Origin of the sequence: Oryzicola mucosus (assembly GCF_014534685.1) — a bacterium.
Taxonomy (GTDB): Bacteria; Pseudomonadota; Alphaproteobacteria; order Rhizobiales; family Rhizobiaceae; genus Oryzicola; species Oryzicola mucosus.
This window is the reverse complement of the sequence record NZ_JACVVX010000003.1, coordinates 387,676-406,899: the sequence shown is the minus strand read 5'-3', so window position 1 is coordinate 406,899 and position 19,224 is coordinate 387,676. Positions and strand designations below refer to the sequence as shown.

Here is a 19,224-nt window from a genome sequence, read left to right as displayed (position 1 = left end):
TCAGGGCGGGGCGATGTCTCGTTGCTTCAGCGCCGGCATGACATGTGCGGAAAACAGCCTCATGTCCCGTTCGGCGGTTTGCCAGTCGATCACCCCGTTGCCATTGAAGACGAGCCGGACAGCTCGGATCCCAGTCTCCCGCTGTAGGCCAACGAGCTGCGCCGCGCACTCCTCGGGCGAACCGGCGATGAACTTGCGCTGAAGCGCCGTTTCGCGGTCGGGCATGACGACGGTCGAGACGTCGCGGCCAGCCTCGTGGGCGGCTCTCAGGCGGCGTTGGTGGAGCTGTGGCAACAGGCGGTCAAGCTTTTCCATCGCCCGGTCGCGGGACGTGTCGATGCAGACATAACGCGACAACGACGACTCCCGCAGGTCGCAGGCGTGGCCGGTCTCGGCGAGGATGTTCCGGCACGTGGCCAGTTGCGCCGCTTCAGGCGGGTCGAGGCTCAGCAGTAGCGGCAGCTTATTCCGGGCGGCAAAGCCGAGCGTTTCCTTCGATGTGCCGGCGACGTAGACCGGCACCTTTTCGCCGGGCAGAAGCGGGCCGACGCTTCTGCCCGACGTTGTCTCGATCCCCGTTGCCCAGGCATCTGTGACGATATCGTAGGCTTGTTCGAAACGGTCGCGCGCAGTGTCTATATCGACGCCCAGTGCGCAAAATGTGTCTTGGTGGGTACCGCGCCCAATACCGAGATCGAAGCGACCGCCGCTTTGCCAATGAAGCTGAGCGATGTCCTCCGCCAGAAGCAGCGGATGGTGCAGCGGCGTGATGATGGCGGAGGCTCCGACGCGCAGCCTCGAAGTCCGCGCCAGGATGGACGATGCGAGGATCGTGATCGAGGGGTAGGCCTGAGGCGGTTCCTGGAAATGGAACTCGTTGAACCATATGCCTTCGAAACCGAGCCGTTCCGCCGTCTCACACAGCGCCAGCATCTCGCTGTGTGAATGGTCGCGACCGCCTCGGGCAAAACCCGCAAGGTCGATGCGCATCAGCGGTTCTCGTAGGGCGCGAACATCGGGATGTCGCGAACCATGCCGATCTCGACATTGACGCCGTAGACGTCGCGGAGCGAAGCCTCAGTCAGCGTGCTGCTCCATTCGCCATGGGCTTCCACCTGTCCCTTGTTGAGCAGCAGCAGCCGGTCAGCGAAGCGCGCGGCGAGCGACAGGTCGTGGATTGCCACCAGCGCCGTCGCGCCGCGTTCGCGCACCACTTCCGACAGCACGCGCAGCGTGAAGAGCTGGTTGCCGATATCGAGCGCGCTGGTCGGCTCGTCCAGCACCAGAATATCCGTTTCCTGCACGAGTGCGCGCGCCAGCATGACGCGCTGGCGTTCGCCACCGCTGAGTTCCGACAGCAGCCGGAAAGCGAAGTCCTCCAGCCGCAGTCGGGTCAAAATGTTCTCCACCACCTGGAGATCGCGCGGCGCGGGTTTCGAGCCCATATGCGGGGTCCGTCCCAGAAGGCAGGTTTCGAAAACGGTGGACGGAAAGCTTAGCGGCGCGGATTGCGGCACGTAGGCGATGCGGCGCGCGCGCGCCTTGGGCGTCATGCCGCGCAGGTCCTGCCCGTCGAGCAGAACGCGGCCCGAACCAGGCGCGAGGAGCCCCAACACGATGCGCACAAGGGTGGATTTGCCGGCGCCATTCGGCCCGACGAGCCCCAGTATATGGCCTTTATCCAGCGTGAAGGAGAGGTCGCGCAGCACCGGCCGCGTCTTGTAGCCGAAGCAGACCGACTGAATGTCGAGGCATGGGGTCATGAAAAATACTCCGACCGGCGCGACAGAACGAGATGCAGGAAAACTGGCACCCCAACAAAAGCGACGACGATGCCGACGGGAATGACGGTCGGGCTGAAGGCGATGCGGCCGAGCGTATCGGCCAGCAGAAGCAGCACGGCGCCGCAGATGCAGGAAAAGGGCAGGAGATAGCGGTGGTCGGCGCCAATCAGAAGCCGCGCGACATGCGGTCCGATCAATCCAACGAAGCCGATCACCCCGGTGAAGCTGATGACCACAGCGGATACGGTCACAGAAAGAAACACGGCCAGTCCGCGCAGCACCGCTACATCGATGCCGAGCGAACGGGCGACGTCGTCGCCGGCGGTGGTCAGCGCGTTAAACTGCCAGGCCTTCAACTGCGCCAACGGCAGTGCGACCGCCATGGCAATGGCAGCCACGCCCACTGCGTCCCAGCGAATGCCGTTGAGGCTGCCGAATGTCCAGTGCACGACGCGGGCAAGCTGTTCCTGCGTGGCGACGAACTGGACGGCGGCTGTCATCGCGCTGAACAGATACATCAGCGCGATGCCGGTAAGAATCATGGTCTGGCCGCCCATGCCGCGCAGCCAAGCCATGGAAAACACCAGAATTGCGCAGCCGAACGCAAACAGGAAAGCCGTCAGCGGGACGAAATAGAGCCCGGCGGCGGAGAAGCCGACACCGAACATGATGGCGATGGAGGCGCCGAAGGCCGCCGCCGACGACACGCCAATTGTGTAGGGGCTGACCAGCGGGTTGCGGGTGATGGCCTGCATCAGCACACCAGCGAAGGAGAGCGATGCTCCCGCGATCATCGCCATGACGACGCGGGGGAGCCTCAGATGCAGCAGGACGCGCGCCTGCTGCTGGTCGACACTGGCGGCAACAGCGCCGAAGGTCAGTTTTTCAACAACCACCGCAAACAGGGTACCGAGGCTGGTTTCGGAAATGCCGGTGATCGCGACGCTGCCGGCAAGCAGCAGCAGGCCGACGAAGCTCGCAGCGATGACCAGCACCTTGATACGCCCTGCGCGCCGGTAGCTTTCGGCATTGGTGGCCGCTGTATGCGCGGCCTGCATGTTGCTTGTCATATCCATCCCGCTACCCCGATGTGCTGGCCTTCGGGCCTACATTTCGCCCTGGAACGTCATGCTGCCCTCGAAGGGCAGGCCCTGGAATATCTCGATCCATTCCTTCATCGCTGCTTCCGGCTCGATGTCCTTGAACAGATCGGGGTAAAGCCATTTGGCGACCTGCAGCGCGCCGGTGACCTTGGAGGAGCCGCCGGCGAGATAGTAATTGATCAGGTGGACGTCGCCGGACTGCCCCGCGGGCGTGGCAAGCACGTCCTGCCGGGTCGAAAGGGCGTTCCAGCTTTCCTCGAATTTCGCGGTCGGAATGGTCTTGTACGAACCCGGCTGCAGCTTGATGAAGACGTCCGGCTTGCGCTTGACGATCTCCTCGGGATCGACGGTAAAGCTGTTCTCGTTGCCGCGCGAGGTCGGCTCCTTCTTGATGTCGATGTCGCCGAAGACATTGATGCCGCCGCCGGCCTCGACCATGTCGTGCCAGCCCGAACCGGGGGTGACGGTGACGAAATCCCGCACTTCTTCCAGATAGACGCGCTTGCGCTCGACGCCTTTCAGGCGCTCGGCGAGAAGATCCATGTAGCGTGTGTAATAGGCGTTCAATGCTGCGGCCCGCTCTTCCTTGCCGAAGAGCTTGCCGAAGAGAGTGACGTTCTCGACATGCTGCAGCGTGTCCCAGGCGGTCACCACCAGCACCGGTATGCCGAACGGCTCGAGTTGCTTGACGGCCTCCTCATAGACCCCGTTGCGCGGCAGGATCACCACATCCGGGTTGAGCGCCACGATAGCTTCGTAGTTCGGCTGGGTCTGCCCTTGGCCGACGATATCGCTTTCCTTGAATTGCGGCCAGTAGGCGGGGTCGCGCATCGTGCTGGCGTCGACGCCGACGACATCCTCGATCCCGCCGATGGCGCGAGCGAATTCCACCGCATAGCGGTTGAAGATCACCGCACGCTTGACCGGCACCTCGACCTCTACGGTGCGGCCGGCATCGTCGGTAAAGCTTTCGGCTGACGCTGAAGAAGCGCTTAGCCAGGCCGCGGCCGCTATGCCGAGCCAAAGCGCAATATGCTTGAATTTCATAGATTTCCCTCGTTTTGATAAGTGGTTTAATCAGCTTGATAAGTGGTCTAATCAGCCGCGCAGAAACTGTTTCCTGCCGTTTGCTTCGTAGGCGAAGTCGGCGACGATGCGCCCTTCGAGCAGATGTTCGGAAATGATGCGGTCGACCGCCCGTTCGGTGACCCCGCCGTAATAGGTACCTTCGGGGAAGACCTGCATGACCGGAGCGAGATTGCACGGACCCAGGCAGGTTGTCTTCGCCGTCATGGTGCCATCGCCGGTGGTGCGAAGGTTCTGACGCTTCTGCTCATTCCTCAAATGACCCCATATCGCCGATGCGCCGGCGGCATTGCAGGGGCCGCCCTGGCAGACCAGAACACGCCGCTTCTGCGGCGGGACAAGAGAGCCTTCCGCCGCTTTTCTGGCGGCGGGGACAAGCTCCGTCTGGTCAGCGATGCTTTGTGTCAGCGCCTCAAGCAGCCGGTCGAAGGCATCGCTTTCCGACACCTGCCGGGCCATGCGCAACTGCGGCCAAGGCTCGATCGCCTCAAGCTGCCAGCGCGAAAGGCTGCGCTTCAGCCAGGCCAGGAGGCTCGGCTCCATCGGCAGGAACAACGGTAAGATGAGGATTTCCGCGAATGGCTTGGCGCACAGCGCTTCGAGCGTCTCGCGCAGCGACGGTTCGCCCTGTTCCGTAAACGCAAAGGCGGTCTCGGTAACGCCGTCAAACGCTGCTACGCGCGCGGCGAGCCGTTCCATCTCCTGGATCGGGGAGGCCGCAAAGGCCGACTTTGCAAGAAGCAGGACTGCCCGTCCCGATCGTTGCCGCCTGTGATCGCCTGTCACGGTCGCACCCTCTTATTCGACGGGGCGCGGCAATGCAGCAGACACGCGCCACGACAAATCGCCATGGCTCGGCAACGGCATTCCTGTGGCACACCCCGACCACGGAACTTCACTCTGTCAGGCAGGTCTCCTGGCTTGCGGGTCGACGCTCGCCTCGCCCGTCTTCCCAGCATCGGAATGCCAGTGACATTGGGCGAAAAGCTCACCGCTCACAGTTGCGGGTCAGCTCCGGATTTCCCCGTGAAGGGGCACCGGATTCCCTCTTAGCTTCCATCCAAGGATGGAAGACCATGACGAGCGGCAAGCTAACCGCGATGCAGGCGAAGTCAAGTGCCTATCTATGTAATTGTATAACATAAAATATGCAAAAGGAAACCTGCTTTTCATCGCCGAACGAGCCTCGTATAAACATGAGTATGATTGTAGGCTTTTAACGTCTGGAACTCCGTGAATCTCTCGCCGCACCGCATGGATCATGACCTTTATCTGGTGCATCGGCCTGCGCTGGTGGACTATGCCGCGCGCATTCTGGGCTCTCGCGATGCAGCCGAGGATGTCGTGCAGGATGCGTATATCCGCTTCGAGCCGGCCGGGCTCGATCATCTATCGGCCTCTCAGGCCTTGGCCTATCTCTACAAGGTGGTGCGCAATCTCTGTCTCGACCTGATGAAGCGGCGACGGCTGGAAACCCGCGTCAAGGAACAGGCCGCGCCGGCTTGGTCGGTTCCCGGCGACCTTCCGACACCGGAGCACGACCTGCTGTATCGCGACGGGGCACGCATCGCGGGCGAGGTCCTTGCCTCTTTGCCGCGGGACATCCGGATCGCTGTCGAAATGCACCGGCTCGGCGGCCTCACACTCGAGGAGGTGGCACAGCATCTCGGCATATCGGTCGCCACGGCTCACCGGCACGTGCGTACCGCGATGGTGCAAATCGCACGCGCCCTCGATGTGAAAAATTCCTGATCCGGTGGATTGCAACGAAAAAAACGCTCGTCTCATTCGTCCTACATATGAGAAGGGGATTCGTGACCCAATTCCCTCAGCAGAGGCATCCTTGAAGCGGCCAGACGATGAAACTCCCGACCTGCTGGAAGAGGCCATGGACTGGTTCCTGCGCCTTCGTTCCGTGCCGACAGGAAGTGTCGTGGCCGAGGACTTCGCCCGCTGGTTGAACGCTTCGGATGCACATCGAAATGCATGGAAGAAAGCAAATCAAACCTGGCAGTTGATGGGCGAAGTTCAACCGGACTATGAGCATTTGTGGCGTCCCGGCGGTAACTCCAGACGGCGCAGCCGCAGGCTGCCATGGGGGGCCGGCATCGGTGCCGCGCTTGTCGCAGGTCTGTTTCTCCTTCTGGCCATGCCGTCGCTTCTGCTGCGGCTGCAGGCAGATCATCTGACGCAGACGGCGGAGTTGCAGACGATCGTTTTGGAAGACGGATCGACCGTCGAACTGGGCGCTGCCAGCGCCATCAAAACCAGTTTCACCGCTGAGGGCAGGGCTGTCACGCTGCTTGCCGGCGAAGCGTTTTTCGACGTCCGCAGCGACGCGACACGGCCCTTCAAAGTCGAGGCGGGCGGCGTCGAAGTGTCGGTCATCGGCACTGCATTCGACGTCAGCCTGTCTGAAACGCAGACCACGGTGCAGCTTGCACGCGGTGTCGTCGGCCTGTCATTCGGGAGCGAGCCTGGGAGTGCCATAAGGCTTGCACCGGGCGAAATGGCTACCGTTTCGCATGCCGATGGCGTCATGACCCGCAGCACCATCGCGCAGGAGGACATCGCATCCTGGCGCAGCGGCCGGCTGTTCGTCAGCAATGTCAGCATCGGTGAGGTGGCAGAAGCCTTGCAGCGCTATCACACCGCCTGGATCAGCATTCCGGACGGCGCTCTCGCCGCGCAACGCGTGACAGGGCTCTACGATCTTAAAAATCCCGATCGCGCACTCGGCGCGCTGGTCGAACCATATGGCGGAAAGGTTCACCACATCTCGTCCTATTTCCGAGTTCTGGCGCCTTTCTGAAGAAATCTCTCGCAATAGCGAAAAAACTTCCAGCGGCGTGAAAAAGTGGAGCGTGGCAATCGTCTTTGGTCATGAGTGCGGGAGATGATCCCCGCATAGTGCTTCAGGAGACGGGGTTCATGGGTCTATTCAATTCGGCAAACGGCAAGCATGCGAAGGCGGCTTTCGCAGCCCGGCTGCTGGCATCGGCGGCGCTGCCGGTGGTTGCCGGCACTTTTGCGTTGGGAGTTGCTCCCGCCTTGGCGCAGGAGGCGACGCGCAGCTTCAACATACCCGCGCAACCGCTCGACACCGCGCTGAATGTCTTCGGCCGGCAGTCCGGCCTTCAGGTTTCGCTTGCCGCCTCAACCTCGCGCGGCGTTACCGCACGGCCCGTGAGTGGTTCGCTGACGCCGCAGCAGGCGCTATCGCAGCTTCTGTCGGGGACGGGCATTCCGTTCCGCATCAGCAATGGCACGGCCATCGTCGGTGAGGCAGGCGGGAGCGCGGCGGTTGGCGGCGGCGGTGTCGCGGCCGATGGGAGCATCGTGCTCGACACCATCACCATCGAGGGCCAGGGCATCGGGCAGGGCGGTGTCGCCGAGACCGTGATCGGCCCGCAGCAGCTTGAGCGCATCAACCCGACCGATCTTGGCGACGTGTTCCGCGAACAGCCCGGCGTCCAGGTCGGCAGCTCTTTGCCTGCGTCGCAGAAGGTCTATGTCAACGGCATCGAGGAAACCAACCTCGCCGTCAGCATCGACGGCAGCCGCCAGAACAACAAGGTGTTCCACCACAACGCCACCAACGTCATCGACCCCGCTCTGCTGAGGGCGGTCGCGGTGGATGCCGGCGTCGCACCCGCCGATGCCGGTCCCGGGGCACTCGCGGGCTCCATCGCCTACGAGACCAAGAATGCGCACGACCTGCTGCTCGACGGCAAGTCGATCGGCGCTCTGGTCAGCTCGACCTATAATTTCAACAGCAACACGGTCACCACCGGGCTTGCCGCCTATGGCGTGCACAACGGCCTGGAAATCCTTGGCTATCTGAATTTCGGCAAAGGCGACAACTTCACCGCCGGCAATGGCAACGAGGTCGATGGCACCGGAACAGACCTGATCAGCGGCTTGGGCAAGATAGCCTATGAGTTCGAAAGCGGCGACCGTTTCGAGCTCAGCCACGACCGCGTGCTGGACGATGCGGAACGTCCCTTTCGGGCGAATGCCGGTGCCGTTGTAACGGGCAAGAACGAACCGGACACGCGCAACTATCGACTGGAGCGGCAGAACACGGTCTTCACTTACACCGATACAACGCCCGAAGGCTGGTGGGATCCGAAAATCGTTCTCGCTTACTCTGCGACGGATGTCACCGTTCCCGTCTTCCTGCGTGACGGCTCGTCCTATGAGGACACCGGGATGACCTCGAGCTTGAACGGCAAGGCAGAGAACAAATTCGCCTTCGACATCGGCAGCGTGACCGCCGGCCTCGATTTCTACAGCGACAAAGCCAAACTCCACGATCCCTACGAGCCGGGCACCGAGAAGGCGCGCAACATTGGTCTCTATGCCCAGGCACGCCTGGAGCCCTGGGAAAAGACACGGCTGTCTTTCGGCGCTCGCGCCGACCACCAGCGCTTCACCGGTGTCGACGATTCGGACTTCGACAATTCAGGACTCAGCGCCAATATCTCGGGCGAATACGACCTGACCGACTATCTCACCGCCAAGGCCGGCTTCTCCCACGTCTCGGCCGGCGTTCCGCTCGCCGAAAACTTCATCATGAATCCAGGCTGGCAGTACGGAGATGAAGGCCCGGAGCCGGTTACCGCGAACAACTATTTCCTTGGCCTGGAAGCCAAACATGAAGGATTCACGGTCGAAGGCAGTGTATTCAGGACCAGTATTAACAATGCCCGTATGGCGCTGTGGAATTATACTGCGAACATCCAAGCTCCCTTCCCTGGAGCGCTTCCTGCCCTCAGGTCACGCGAGGTTGAATCTCAGGGCTTTGAGATCGGCGCCGGCTACGACTGGCTGACCGGCTATGTGAAGGTGAAATACGCCCATATCGACGTCGATATCGACGGCAAGCCTGCCGATTCAGACAGCGGCAATTATCTCGCGACGCCGGTCGGCAACATCATCACCCTCGTCGCGGCGCATACCTTTGCCGATTGGGGCCTGACGGTGGGTGGAGATGTCGAGATCGCGCCGAAATATCAAGTGTATGACGCCTACGAGATCGTAAACCTCTTCGCCGAGTACAAGCCGGAGCAGATGCCCAACTTCACCTTCCGCGCCGAGGTCCAGAACCTGTTCGACGAGGAATATTCCAGCCGCGCCACCTACGGACAGGAATTTCCCAATGTCACGCCCCTTTACGAGCCGGGGCGCAGCTTCCTGCTCAGCGCCAAGGCGACGTTCTGAGGGGCCGATAGCCGTTGACGCATTCGTGCGCGGGTTTCGACTGTTCAAGCCGGACCCGTGCGTGTAAAGCGGACAAAAATACTCAGGAAAGGAATGACTGATGTTGCAGTCAGTAGCGCGGGTCGAAACCCCCAATTCCAGCAAGTATCTGGTGCAACTGAGCAAGCATTTCGGTCACAAGATCGAGGTGACCTACACCGATACCCACGCCGATTTCATCTTTGGTTTCGGCACCGCCGTTCTCGATGCCGATGAGAAAGGCTTGCGGATGGAAGTGAACACCCCCGACGCCGAAAAACTGGCGCAGGCGCAGGCGGTGATCGAATCGCATCTCGTGCGCTTTGCCTTCCGCGAGGAACTGGGCGCGTTCGACTGGCGGCAGACCGACCGCGCCGCCTGATCCTCCCGACAGAAAATCGAGGTTGAAACCATGAGAGTGAAAAGCGTGGTGGCGGCTTTTGCTGCCATTCTGGTATCCGGTTTTGCCGCGCAGGCAGCCGAAATTTCCACGGCGAAAGGCCCGGTAACCATCGACGCGACACCGGCGAAGATCGCCGTCTTCGACATCGCCGCGCTCGACACCATCGACCGCCTCGGCATCAAGCCGGCCGGCATCCCGGAAAAGCTATACGTCTCCTATCTCGACGATCTCAAGCAGGGTTCGGAAGTCGTTGGCGACCTGTTCGAGCCCAATCTCGAAGCGCTCAGCGCGCTCGGCCCAGACCTGATCATCGTCGGCGGACGCTCCTCCACCAAGGCGGAGGCGACGGCCCAGGTGGCGCCGACCATCGACATGACGATGGATGGCGACGACCTGATCGTCCAGGCCAAGGAGCGGCTTGCTTCCTATGGCGACCTCTTCGACAGGAAAGACGAGGCGCAGGCCGCGATCAAGGAACTCGAAGCCGAGGTGGCAGCCGCCCGCGCCGCTGTACAGGGCAAGGGCAAGGGCCTGATCATCATGACCAATGGCCCGAAGGTCAGCGCCTATGGCGCGGGCTCGCGCTTCGGCTGGATTCACGCCGCGCTCGGCCTGCCGCCTGCAGTCGAGACGATCGAGGCCTCCGGCCATGGCGAGGCGGTGTCGTTCGAATTCATCCGGGAAGCCAATCCCGACTGGCTGCTGGTGCTCGACCGCGCCGCCGCAATCGGCTCGGGCGAGCAGGGCGCGAAGGCAACGCTCGACAACGAACTGGTTGCCCAGACGACTGCCTGGAAGACAGGGCAGGTGATCTATATGCCGGCTCCCGAATTCTACATCGCCGCCGGCGGCGTCCAGTCGATGCAGAGCGTCATGGCCACGATCACCAAGGCGTTCTCCGCCGCGCAATGATCGCAGCGGCCGCGAAAAAACCTTTGCGACTTGGAGTGATCGCGAGCCTCGGGCTCGCGATCCTTTTTGTGTTGAGCCTGTTCGTCGGCGTCAGCGACCTGCCGTTCGGGACAGCGCTCAGCGACCCGGACGCGCTGCAACTTCTGCTCGTCAGCCGCCTGCCGCGCACGCTTGCCGCAGTGCTCGCCGGCGCCGGACTGGCGATTGCCGGCCTCATCATGCAGACGCTGGCGCGCAACCGCTTCGTCGAGCCTGCCACGGCGGGCACGGCCCAAAGCGCGGAACTCGGCATACTCGCGGCCACACTGCTGTGGCCCGGCGCAACGCTCGCCATGAAAACGCTGGTGGCAAGCGGCGCGGCTCTTCTGGGCACTTCGATCTTCTTCATGACCGCGCACCGGCTGCCGCCCTCGCAGCCTTTTCTGGTGCCGCTGTTCGGCCTGGTCTATGGCGGTGTCATCGGCGCCGGTGTCACCTTCATCGCCTGGCAGGCGAACCTCTTGCAGTATCTTGCCATATGGACCAATGGCGATTTCTCCGGCGTGCTGCGCGGCCGCTACGAACTGCTCTGGGTCGCGGCGCTGATGGTGGCGCTTGCCTGGTTCGTCGCCGACCGGCTGACCATCATGGCGTTGGGGCGCGACGCCAGTATCGGCCTGGGGCTCGATTATGCTGGGATGATGCGGATCGGCCTGATCATCGTCTCCGTCATCGCAGCGCTCAATGTCGTCGTGGTCGGCATGATCCCCTTCGTCGGCCTCGTCGTGCCCAACATCGTCTCGCGCCTCATGGGCGACAATCTGCGCGGCACGATCAAATGGGTCGCGCTGAGCGGCGCTGGTCTTGTGCTGGGCTGCGACATCATCGGCCGGCTGATCCGCTACCCCTATGAAATTCCCGTCGGCACGGTGATGGGCGTTGTCGGCGGTACGCTGTTCCTGTGGCTCCTGTTCCGCCGCCCCGCCCATGGCTAACAACCGTATCGCCATATTGGCCGCACTTTCCGTCCTGTCGGTCATAGCCTTCCTCACGATCGGCCTGCGCGGCAACATCGGCTTTGTGCTCGAATTGCGGGCGATAAAGCTGGTGGCACTGCTGCAGGTCGGCGTGTCCATCGCGGTCTCGACCGTGATTTTCCAGACGGTTACCGGAAACCGCATCGTCACGCCCTCCATCATGGGGCTCGATGCGCTCTATCTGTTCGGGCAGATGGCGCTGGTGTTTGCACTGGGCGGGTTGGGCTATTCCGCGCTCAATCCGCAGATCAAATTCGCCGGCGAGGTGTTGGTGCTGATGGCGCTTGCCTGCGCGCTGCTGTTGCCGATGCTCAGGAGCCGGCTCGACATGGGGCTGATGCTGCTGGCCGGCGTGGTGTTCGGCGTCTTGTTCCGCAGCCTGCATTCGCTCTTGGCGCGGCTGATCGACCCCAACGAGTTCGCCGTGGTGCAGGGTGCGAGCTTCGCCAATTTCAACGCGGTGCGGACGGATCTCCTCGCCTTCGCCTCCGTGCTCACCGTCGCAGCCCTCATTCTCGCCTGGCGCGCCCGGCATGTGCTCGACGTTGTGTCGCTCGGCTCGGACACGGCAACCGGGCTCGGCATCACTTGGAGCCGGACGGTAGCCGGTCTCCTTGTGCTGGTTTCCGCCCTGGTCGCCGTCTCGACCGCGCTCGTCGGTCCCGTCGCGTTTTTCGGCCTGTTGGTCGTGGCGCTGGCCGAGCGGATCGTCAACACGCGGCGGCACGCGGTGTTGTTGCCCGCAGCCGCATTGACCGGCATTGTCATTCTGGTCGGCGGCCAGACGCTGTTCCAGCACTGGCTGGGCAGCAGTTCCACGCTCGGGGTCGTCATCGAGTTTTTCGGCGGCATCGCGTTTCTTCTGCTTCTTCTCATGAGGAGCCGCACATGATCCGGATCGAAAACGTCTCGCTGAGCCATCAGGCGACGCCCATCCTGCACAATATCAGCCTGACGATTCCCAAGGGCGGCGTCACCGCGCTGGTCGGCCCGAACGGGGCTGGAAAATCCTCGCTTCTGTCGCTGGTGGCGCGACTGCAGCCGCTGCAGACCGGGGCGATCAGCATTGACGGGCTTCCCGTCGATACCACCTCAAACCGAACGCTGGCCAAGATCGCTGCGATCCTGCGCCAGGACAGCGTCGTGGCAAGCCGCCTGCGAGTGCGCGAACTGGTCGGCTTCGGGCGCTTCCCGCACAATCGCGGGCGGCTGAACGAGACGGACCGGGCGATCATCGAGCAGTCGCTTGACCAGTTCGATCTCGCCGATCTCGCAGGACGTTTCGTCGACACGCTATCGGGAGGGCAGCGGCAGCGCGCGCTCGTCGCCATGGCTTTCTGCCAGGGCACGGACTATCTGCTGCTCGACGAGCCGCTGAACAATCTCGATATGTATTACGCCCGAGACCTGATGCGCTCGTTGCGGCAGGTGGCCGATGAGAACGGCAAGACCGTGGTCATCGTGCTGCACGACATCAACATGGCGGGCGCCTATGCCGACCGCATCGTCGCGATGAAGGGCGGGCGGGTGATAGCCGATGGCGCACCGACCGAGATGTTGACCACACCCGTGCTGCAGGATGTCTTCGGCTTCGCCATGCAGGTTGCGACGATCAACGGCAAGCCGATCGTGCTGCATCATTTGTAGAAGACGTCAGCGCCCGCCTGGATTTGCGCGCAGCGACCGGCTGGCGAAGGCCATTGCACGCTCGGCTTCCGGCAGGTCGCCGCGAATGCCGGCGGCGAGCGCGGCACTCTTGACCAGCCGTGCGACGTGCTTGTCGGCAAGGCGTTGCACCTCGACCGTCTTGCCATCGTTGAAGACGCGTCGGAACACAGGACCCCTGGAGATGCGCGAAAGCTTCAGCCATTGCTCCAGCGCTGCGACCGGGCAGGAACGGTCGGATGCTCCGCGTCCGATCTCGACCGTGCGCCAGCCGGTCTTGCTGCGAAGCGAAACGACCAACCCGGCGTCGCGGATATCGATCCAGCCGCTGCCGTCCTCCGATTGATCCGCGCCGCAATCCAGCCCGACGATTTCGGCGCGGCGCAAGCCGCCGGCGAACCCGATCAGCAGCACAGCCCGGTCGCGCAGGCCGCGCAGATCATGGCCGAGCGTTTCCAACATGGCCAGCAGGTCATCGCTGCCGATCGTCTGCTTCTGCTCCGGCGGCCGGGCATGATCTCGGCGGATGAGGCCAACCGCGTCGGCAAGACGCTGGTCCTTGCGGTCGAGCCGGTCACCGCGCTGGGCGTAGTTCCACACCAGACCCGCCAGCCGCCGCTCCAGCGTCGATGCCGACAGCGCGCGACCGTCCGCCGAACCGGAGGCGCAGGCGGAGAGATAGAGGGCGACAGTGCCGGGATCGGCGGGCATTGGGGAAAATCCGGCCCGCCGGCACCATGAGGAAAAATGGCTCCAATCGGCGGCATAGGCGCGTTGCGTGGCATTGGCGCGCGGGGCGGGCTGATCGTCATCCGCTTCGACAATGGCGTTTGCGAAGGTGCCGTCCGAATGCTGGCGATCGAGGCTGTGCATGTCAAATCCGGGCTGCGACAGGGATAACCCTGCTGATATCCCCCGAACTGTGCCGTGATTCGTCGGCCGAAAGCCAGCAATGTCCGATAAAGAAGCATGAACGGAGCCAAGGAGGCTGCCGCTCATGCTTCCCTCCGGACGTCGTGCGTCAGTCGTCCGCCACGCAGGTCTGCTTCTGGGTGCCGAGGCCCTCAATGCCGAGCTCCATGACATCGCCGGCCTTCAGGAAGCGCGGCGGCTTCATGCCCAGGCCGACACCGGGCGGGGTGCCGGTCGAAATGATGTCGCCGGGACGCAGCGACATGAAGCGGCTGAGATAGGAGACCAGGAAAGCGACGCCATAGACCATCGTCTTGGTCGAGCCGTTCTGTACGGTCTCGCCATTGACCTTGAGCCACATCGACAGGTCCTGTGGGTCGGCCACTTCGTCCTTCGTCACCAGCCAGGGACCGGTCGGGCCGAAGGTGTCGGCCGACTTGCCCTTGGTCCACTGGCCGTGATGTTCGGCCTGGAAAGCGCGTTCGGACACGTCGTTGATGGTGCAGTAGCCCGCGACATAGTCGAGCGCTTCGTCCTCGCTGACATATTTCGCCGTCTTGCCGATCACCACTCCAAGTTCGACCTCCCAGTCTGTTTTGACCGAAGTGCGCGGGATGATGACATCGTCATTCGGGCCGCAGATGGCGGAAGTCGCTTTCATGAAGATGATCGGCTCGGGCGGCACGGTAGCGCCCGTCTCCGCCGCATGGTCGGAGTAGTTCAGCCCGATGCAGATGAACTTTCCGGTACCGGCCACGCAGGGGCCGAGGCGCGGATTGCCGTCGACCAACGGTAGCGAGGCCGGATCGATATCGGCCAGCTTGGCGAGCGCTTCCGGGTCGAGTGCCGCTCCGGCAAGATCGGGGACTTTTCCCGAGAGGTCGCGGATGCGTCCGTCCTTGTCGAGTACGCCGGGTTTTTCCGTGCCGGCAGCACCGTAACGCAGAAATTTCATAAGGTCGTTCCTTCCGTCTTGGATCAGATGGTCCAGCCGCCGTCGATGGCATAGGCTTGGCCCGTGGTGTAGGTGGCGCCGGCCAGATAGACGGCGAGGTCGGCGATCTCTTCGGGGGAGCCTAGCCGGCCCATAGCCTGGCGCGCCACGAAGGCCTTGTGCGCGGCTTCGTAGTCGCCGGTCGCCTTCAGCCGCTCCTGCAGCGAAGGGCTTTCCACCGTTCCGGGGCAGATGGCGTTGCAGCGTATGCCTTGCGCGACATAGTCGGCCGCGACCGCCTTGGTCAGCCCGATGACGGCGGCCTTGGTGGTGCCATAGGCGAAGCGGTTGGGTACGCCCTTGATCGACGATGCCACCGAGGACATGTTGATGATAGCTCCATTGCCGCGCTCGATCATGCCCGGCAGGACGGCGCGGATGGTGCGGATCATCGCCTTCACGTTGAGGTCGAAGGCAAATTCCAGATCCTCGTCCTTCATCTCCAGCACCGAGCCGGAATGCACCACGCCTGCGCAGTTGAACAGCACGTCGATCGCACCGATCTCGGCGACCAGCGCCGTGACCGCGTCGGTGTCGAGCACGTTGAGCTTGCGGCCGTTTATACCGTCCAGACCGTCGAGCTCGGCCAGCAGCTTTTCATTGATGTCGGTGGCGAACACGCTTGCGCCGGCGCCCGCGAAGGCTTCGGCGCTTGCGCGGCCGATGCCTTGCGCCGCGGCCGTGATCAGAACCGTCTTGCCCTGAAGACTTGTGGTCATAAGATTTCCTCTCCTCTGCGCGAGGGCCGCTTCAGTCGCCGGCCTTCGCGCCCACAACTCCATAAATGCGATCGGCGGCGAGCACCACAGCGTTTTGCTGTTCACACTCCGCACAGCACTCAAAAATGCGGTCGGCATCGTCCGCTTGTCGTTGGATGCATATTCCAAAGCCGCACTGACCTGTGGCAGGTTGCTCTCCGCAAGCGGAGAACTGCGCGTGATCGTCGATACCCATCTGCATCTGATCTATCGTGATCGGCTTTCCTATCCCTGGCTGTCGGAAACGCCGCAGCTTAATGCCGACTTCACCTACGAGACCTACGCGCACGAGGCGCGGCGGCTTGGCATCGCTGCCGCATTGCATATGGAAGTCGACGTCGCCGAGGATAGTATTGAGGCGGAAAGCGCTGTCATCGAAGAGATTGCCGATGGCAGCGACGGGGTGATCGTCGGCGCCATCGCGTCATGCCGACCCGAGTCTCGGGATTTCCCAGCCTATCTCGAGCGGGTAAGGCAGAATCCCTTCGTGCGCGGCTTTCGCCGCGTGCTGCATGTCGTGCCAGACGATGTGTCGGAAGGTGCCGTCTTCCGGCAGAATATAGCACGACTTGCTGGCACGGGCCTCACTTTCGACCTCTGCGTGTTGCCCCACCAGATCGACCGCGCGGCGGCGCTTGCAGATCTGGCGCCCGACGTCCGCTTCATCCTGGACCATTGCGGCGTGCCCGACATCAAGAGCAGCGGCTACGATGCCTGGAAAGGACCGCTGGCGGAGATTGCGCGGCGGCCGAACGTTACCGTCAAGCTTTCCGGCATCCCGGCCTATGGCGGGGAGAATTGGACGTTGGAGGACATGAAACCTTATTTCGCCCATGTCGCCGACAGCTTCGGCTTCGAGCGCATGATCTGGGGCAGCGACTGGCCGGTCTGCACGCTGGGTGGCGGCCTGTCGACCTGGATCGGGACAACGCATGCGCTGCTGTCCGGTGTCAGCCTTGAAGACAAGGCGCGCGTGCTGTCGGAAAACGCCCGCGGCCTCTGGCGTCTTCCGGTCTGACGCGACGACGGAAGGGGCGAAGACATCCCCCCTTCACTGGCCGCGGATTTTCAGCGGTGGATCGGGTCTTTCCACAGCACCTCTTCAGGTGCTTCGACTGGCTCGATGTCGAGATTGACCACGACCGGCTCCTGGCCGGACCGAACGAGCACGCATTCCAGGGTTTCGTCGCGGCTGGCGTTGATTTCCTGGTGCGGCACGAAGGGCGGCACGAAAATGAAGTCGCCCGGGCCTGCTTCGGCGACATATTGCAGCTTGTCGCCCCAGCGCATGCGCGCCTTGCCCTTCACCACATAAATGATGCTTTCGAGGTCGCCATGGTGGTGCGCGCCGGTCTTGGCGTTGGCGTGGATGGTGACCGTCCCCGCCCAGATCTTTTCCGCGCCGGCGCGCGCTTTGCTGATGGCGGTTGCGCGATTCATGCCTGGCGTCTGCGCAGTGTTGGGATCGAGCGAACCCGAAGGTATCACCTTGACGCCATGCTCACGCCAGTAATCGTCTGAATGTTCATGATCGTGATGATGGTCGTGGTCGTGATGGTCGTGGGACACGATGTACCTTTTCTTTCAATGTCTGGGTGGCCGCTCTGTGAACGGTTGCGTACACCGCTTCGATGATAGCGTCCGGCTCCGTCCGCACAAGCCAGTCGGGGCTGACATCGGCAAAACGCACCGTGGCGGTTTTGTCGATCACCACCGCTGCCGGCATCGGCAACTCCATGTTCCGGCGCCCGTCACATCAGATCGGCGTCCCTTATCCGCCCCCGTTTGACCGGGAAGGAGTCATCGGTCGGGACTTCCTTCCCATAATCGCCGGATGCGGGCGAGAAGAAGCTTGCAATTTCCACGCCGTTCGGCATCTATGTATACATTATATTTTTGATGAAAGGGAGGATTGTCATGGCCGCATCAAGCCTTAGCGATGTTTTGAAGACGAGTTCGAGCGCTGCGGAGCTGCTGCGGAACTCCCGCACCGGCATGTATGTATACCCGGTGGTTGCGCCCGAATTTTCCAACTGGCGCACCGAACAATGGGCTTGGCGGAATTCCGCTGTTCTGTTCGACCAGTCGCACCACATGGACGAACTGTTCGTCGAAGGTCCGGACGCCGAGAAGTTCCTCGCTTATCACGGCATCAATTCGTTCTCGAATTTCGACCTCGGCCGCGCCAAGCACTTCGTGCCGGTGACGCCGAACGGCCATGTCATCGGCGACCACATCATCTTCCGCGAGCGGCAGGACAAATTCATCCTGGTCGGCCGCGCGCCGACCTCGAACTGGCTGATGTTCTGCGCCGCTTATGGCAACTGGAACGTTCGCATCAAGCACGATCCGCGCTCGCCGTCGCGTCCCGAAGGCGAGCGCGTGCTGCGCACCCATTATCGCTACCAGATCCAGGGCCCGGAAGCGCCGAAGATCTTCGAGAAGCTGAACCGCGGCCCGATCCCGGACATCAAGTTCTTCCATGTCGATACGATCAATATCGGCTCCAAGAAGGTGCAGGCGCTGCGCCACGGCATGTCGGGTGCTCCAGGCCTGGAAATCTGGGGTCCCTACGAGGACAAGAGCTACATCCTGTCCTGCATCCTCGAAGCGGCCAAGGAAGCCGGCGTCGATCTGGTCCGCTGCGGCAGCCGCGCCTATTCCACCAACACGCTGGAATCGGGCTGGATTCCCTCGCCGCTGCCCGGCATCTACACCGGTGACGGCATGCTGGCCGCCTATCGCGACTGGCTCGGCGCGGACTCCTACGAGGCCACGGGTGCTATCGGCGGCAGCTACGTTTCCGACAACATCGAGGACTACTACGTCACGCCGTTCGAACTCGGCTACGACTTCTATATCGGCTGGAAGAAGGATGACTTCGTCGGCAAGGCCGCGCTCGAGAAGATGAAGGGACAGACCAACCGCAAGAAGGTGACCTTCGAATGGAATGCCGAGGACGTCGTCGAGGTCATCGCCTCGGCCTTCCGACCGGGCGAGGACCACTACAAGTGGATCGACTTCCCGCAGCCCAACTATGCTTCGACCAGCGCCGACAAGGTGCTGCGCGACGGCAAGCAGGTCGGCATGTCGATGTTCAATGGCTATTCCTACAATGAGCGCTGCATGCTCTCGCTCGGCATCGTCGATGCCGATGTGCAGGAAGGCGATGTGCTGACCATGATCTGGGGCGAACCCAATGGTGGGTCGGGCAAGACCTCTATCGAAAAGCCGCACAAGCAGGCCGAAATCCGCGTCCGCGTCTCGCCCACGCCTTATGCAAGCGAAGCCCGCGAGAACTACGCAGACAGCTGGCGTACGAAAAAGGGCTGATTCTTCAAGCCGGGGGC

At 62.5% G+C, this 19,224-nt stretch carries 19 protein-coding genes and 1 riboswitch; of the genes, 10 read left to right on the top strand and 9 right to left on the bottom strand.

What is annotated here, in order from left to right:
* From ICI42_RS12160 to ICI42_RS12140, 5 genes are read right to left on the bottom strand one after another with little or no spacing between them, the layout of a single operon-like run.
* Complete coding sequence (locus tag ICI42_RS12160) at window positions 1-990, bottom strand: LLM class flavin-dependent oxidoreductase (protein WP_188164834.1); 990 nt, start codon at window positions 988-990, stop codon at window positions 1-3.
* Complete coding sequence (locus tag ICI42_RS12155; protein WP_188164833.1) at window positions 990-1,763, bottom strand: ABC transporter ATP-binding protein; 774 nt, start codon at window positions 1,761-1,763, stop codon at window positions 990-992. The genes ICI42_RS12160 and ICI42_RS12155 overlap by 1 nt, the downstream gene beginning before the upstream one ends.
* Window positions 1,760-2,860 (bottom strand): FecCD family ABC transporter permease, encoded by a 1,101-nt coding sequence (locus ICI42_RS12150; RefSeq protein WP_230980296.1) that lies wholly within the window; start codon window positions 2,858-2,860, stop codon window positions 1,760-1,762. The genes ICI42_RS12155 and ICI42_RS12150 overlap by 4 nt, the downstream gene beginning before the upstream one ends.
* Window positions 2,861-2,890: 30 nt before the next feature.
* On the bottom strand, window positions 2,891-3,934 hold the full coding sequence (locus ICI42_RS12145) for an ABC transporter substrate-binding protein (protein WP_188164832.1): 1,044 nt from the start codon (window positions 3,932-3,934) through the stop codon (window positions 2,891-2,893).
* A 51-nt stretch (window positions 3,935-3,985) separates the two neighbouring features.
* Window positions 3,986-4,759 (bottom strand): (2Fe-2S) ferredoxin domain-containing protein, encoded by a 774-nt coding sequence (locus ICI42_RS12140; protein WP_330999154.1) that lies wholly within the window; start codon window positions 4,757-4,759, stop codon window positions 3,986-3,988.
* Window positions 4,760-4,862: 103 nt separating this feature from the next.
* Window positions 4,863-5,067: riboswitch (cobalamin riboswitch) on the bottom strand.
* Between the two features lie 160 nt (window positions 5,068-5,227).
* On the opposite strand from ICI42_RS12140, the gene ICI42_RS12135 reads away from it, so the two are divergent.
* The 8 genes from ICI42_RS12135 (at window position 5,228) to ICI42_RS12100 (ending at window position 13,192) form a co-directional block, all read left to right on the top strand.
* The gene (locus ICI42_RS12135; RefSeq protein ID WP_188164831.1) at window positions 5,228-5,725 is read left to right on the top strand and encodes a sigma-70 family RNA polymerase sigma factor; all 498 of its coding nucleotides are present in this window, start codon (window positions 5,228-5,230) and stop codon (window positions 5,723-5,725) included.
* Between the two features lie 91 nt (window positions 5,726-5,816).
* Window positions 5,817-6,785 carry a FecR family protein gene (locus ICI42_RS12130; protein WP_230980295.1) on the top strand — a complete coding sequence of 323 codons (969 nt, stop codon included), beginning with the start codon at window positions 5,817-5,819 and terminating at the stop codon, window positions 6,783-6,785.
* Window positions 6,786-6,904: 119 nt separating this feature from the next.
* On the top strand, window positions 6,905-9,196 hold the full coding sequence (locus ICI42_RS12125; protein ID WP_188164830.1) for a TonB-dependent receptor: 2,292 nt from the start codon (window positions 6,905-6,907) through the stop codon (window positions 9,194-9,196).
* A 100-nt stretch (window positions 9,197-9,296) separates the two neighbouring features.
* On the top strand, window positions 9,297-9,596 hold the full coding sequence (locus ICI42_RS12120) for a DUF2218 domain-containing protein (protein ID WP_188164829.1): 300 nt from the start codon (window positions 9,297-9,299) through the stop codon (window positions 9,594-9,596).
* A gap of 30 nt (window positions 9,597-9,626) precedes the next feature.
* A complete protein-coding gene (locus tag ICI42_RS12115) occupies window positions 9,627-10,529 on the top strand; it encodes a siderophore ABC transporter substrate-binding protein (RefSeq protein ID WP_188164828.1) in 903 nt (300 codons plus the stop codon).
* Window positions 10,526-11,503 carry an ABC transporter permease gene (locus tag ICI42_RS12110; RefSeq protein WP_188164827.1) on the top strand — a complete coding sequence of 326 codons (978 nt, stop codon included), beginning with the start codon at window positions 10,526-10,528 and terminating at the stop codon, window positions 11,501-11,503. Before ICI42_RS12115 ends, ICI42_RS12110 begins: the two co-directional genes overlap by 4 nt.
* Window positions 11,496-12,437, top strand: coding sequence for an iron chelate uptake ABC transporter family permease subunit (locus ICI42_RS12105; protein WP_188164826.1), 942 nt, complete (start codon window positions 11,496-11,498; stop codon window positions 12,435-12,437). Before ICI42_RS12110 ends, ICI42_RS12105 begins: the two co-directional genes overlap by 8 nt.
* A complete protein-coding gene (locus tag ICI42_RS12100; protein WP_188164825.1) occupies window positions 12,434-13,192 on the top strand; it encodes an iron ABC transporter ATP-binding protein in 759 nt (252 codons plus the stop codon). Before ICI42_RS12105 ends, ICI42_RS12100 begins: the two co-directional genes overlap by 4 nt.
* Window positions 13,193-13,198: 6 nt before the next feature.
* On the opposite strand, the gene ICI42_RS12095 is transcribed toward ICI42_RS12100, so the two are convergent.
* From ICI42_RS12095 to ICI42_RS12085, 3 genes are all read right to left on the bottom strand, one after another.
* Window positions 13,199-14,083: a site-specific integrase gene (locus tag ICI42_RS12095; RefSeq protein WP_188164824.1), complete on the bottom strand. Its 885-nt coding sequence runs from the start codon at window positions 14,081-14,083 to the stop codon at window positions 13,199-13,201.
* A gap of 148 nt (window positions 14,084-14,231) precedes the next feature.
* Window positions 14,232-15,077: a fumarylacetoacetate hydrolase family protein gene (locus tag ICI42_RS12090; protein ID WP_188164823.1), complete on the bottom strand. Its 846-nt coding sequence runs from the start codon at window positions 15,075-15,077 to the stop codon at window positions 14,232-14,234.
* A 23-nt stretch (window positions 15,078-15,100) separates the two neighbouring features.
* A complete protein-coding gene (locus ICI42_RS12085) occupies window positions 15,101-15,835 on the bottom strand; it encodes an SDR family oxidoreductase (protein ID WP_188164822.1) in 735 nt (244 codons plus the stop codon).
* 217 nt (window positions 15,836-16,052) lie between these two features.
* On the opposite strand from ICI42_RS12085, the gene ICI42_RS12080 reads away from it, so the two are divergent.
* Window positions 16,053-16,892: an amidohydrolase family protein gene (locus ICI42_RS12080; protein WP_188164821.1), complete on the top strand. Its 840-nt coding sequence runs from the start codon at window positions 16,053-16,055 to the stop codon at window positions 16,890-16,892.
* A 50-nt stretch (window positions 16,893-16,942) separates the two neighbouring features.
* On the opposite strand, the gene ICI42_RS12075 is transcribed toward ICI42_RS12080, so the two are convergent.
* A complete protein-coding gene (locus ICI42_RS12075; protein ID WP_188164820.1) occupies window positions 16,943-17,443 on the bottom strand; it encodes a cupin domain-containing protein in 501 nt (166 codons plus the stop codon).
* Between the two features lie 348 nt (window positions 17,444-17,791).
* Between ICI42_RS12075 and ligM the strand changes: the two genes are divergently transcribed.
* Window positions 17,792-19,207 carry a vanillate/3-O-methylgallate O-demethylase gene (ligM, locus tag ICI42_RS12070; protein WP_188164819.1) on the top strand — a complete coding sequence of 472 codons (1,416 nt, stop codon included), beginning with the start codon at window positions 17,792-17,794 and terminating at the stop codon, window positions 19,205-19,207.
* The last annotated feature ends 17 nt before the right edge of the window (window positions 19,208-19,224 follow it).

What these genes read in the sequence shown, in the direction of transcription:
- ICI42_RS12125 (WP_188164830.1), top strand. Translation starts at nt 6,905, where the DNA reads ATGGGTCTATTCAATTCGGCAAACGGCAAGCATGCGAAGGCGGCTTTC.
- ICI42_RS12085 (WP_188164822.1), bottom strand. Translation starts at nt 15,835, where the DNA reads ATGACCACAAGTCTTCAGGGCAAGACGGTTCTGATCACGGCCGCGGCG.
- ICI42_RS12160 (WP_188164834.1), bottom strand. Translation starts at nt 990, where the DNA reads ATGCGCATCGACCTTGCGGGTTTTGCCCGAGGCGGTCGCGACCATTCA.
- ICI42_RS12110 (WP_188164827.1), top strand. Translation starts at nt 10,526, where the DNA reads ATGATCGCAGCGGCCGCGAAAAAACCTTTGCGACTTGGAGTGATCGCG.
- ICI42_RS12090 (WP_188164823.1), bottom strand. Translation starts at nt 15,077, where the DNA reads ATGAAATTTCTGCGTTACGGTGCTGCCGGCACGGAAAAACCCGGCGTA.
- ICI42_RS12095 (WP_188164824.1), bottom strand. Translation starts at nt 14,083, where the DNA reads ATGCACAGCCTCGATCGCCAGCATTCGGACGGCACCTTCGCAAACGCC.
- ICI42_RS12120 (WP_188164829.1), top strand. Translation starts at nt 9,297, where the DNA reads ATGTTGCAGTCAGTAGCGCGGGTCGAAACCCCCAATTCCAGCAAGTAT.
- ICI42_RS12150 (WP_230980296.1), bottom strand. Translation starts at nt 2,860, where the DNA reads ATGGATATGACAAGCAACATGCAGGCCGCGCATACAGCGGCCACCAAT.
- ICI42_RS12145 (WP_188164832.1), bottom strand. Translation starts at nt 3,934, where the DNA reads ATGAAATTCAAGCATATTGCGCTTTGGCTCGGCATAGCGGCCGCGGCC.
- ligM (WP_188164819.1), top strand. Translation starts at nt 17,792, where the DNA reads ATGGCCGCATCAAGCCTTAGCGATGTTTTGAAGACGAGTTCGAGCGCT.
- ICI42_RS12135 (WP_188164831.1), top strand. Translation starts at nt 5,228, where the DNA reads ATGGATCATGACCTTTATCTGGTGCATCGGCCTGCGCTGGTGGACTAT.
- ICI42_RS12115 (WP_188164828.1), top strand. Translation starts at nt 9,627, where the DNA reads ATGAGAGTGAAAAGCGTGGTGGCGGCTTTTGCTGCCATTCTGGTATCC.
- ICI42_RS12100 (WP_188164825.1), top strand. Translation starts at nt 12,434, where the DNA reads ATGATCCGGATCGAAAACGTCTCGCTGAGCCATCAGGCGACGCCCATC.
- ICI42_RS12155 (WP_188164833.1), bottom strand. Translation starts at nt 1,763, where the DNA reads ATGACCCCATGCCTCGACATTCAGTCGGTCTGCTTCGGCTACAAGACG.
- ICI42_RS12105 (WP_188164826.1), top strand. Translation starts at nt 11,496, where the DNA reads ATGGCTAACAACCGTATCGCCATATTGGCCGCACTTTCCGTCCTGTCG.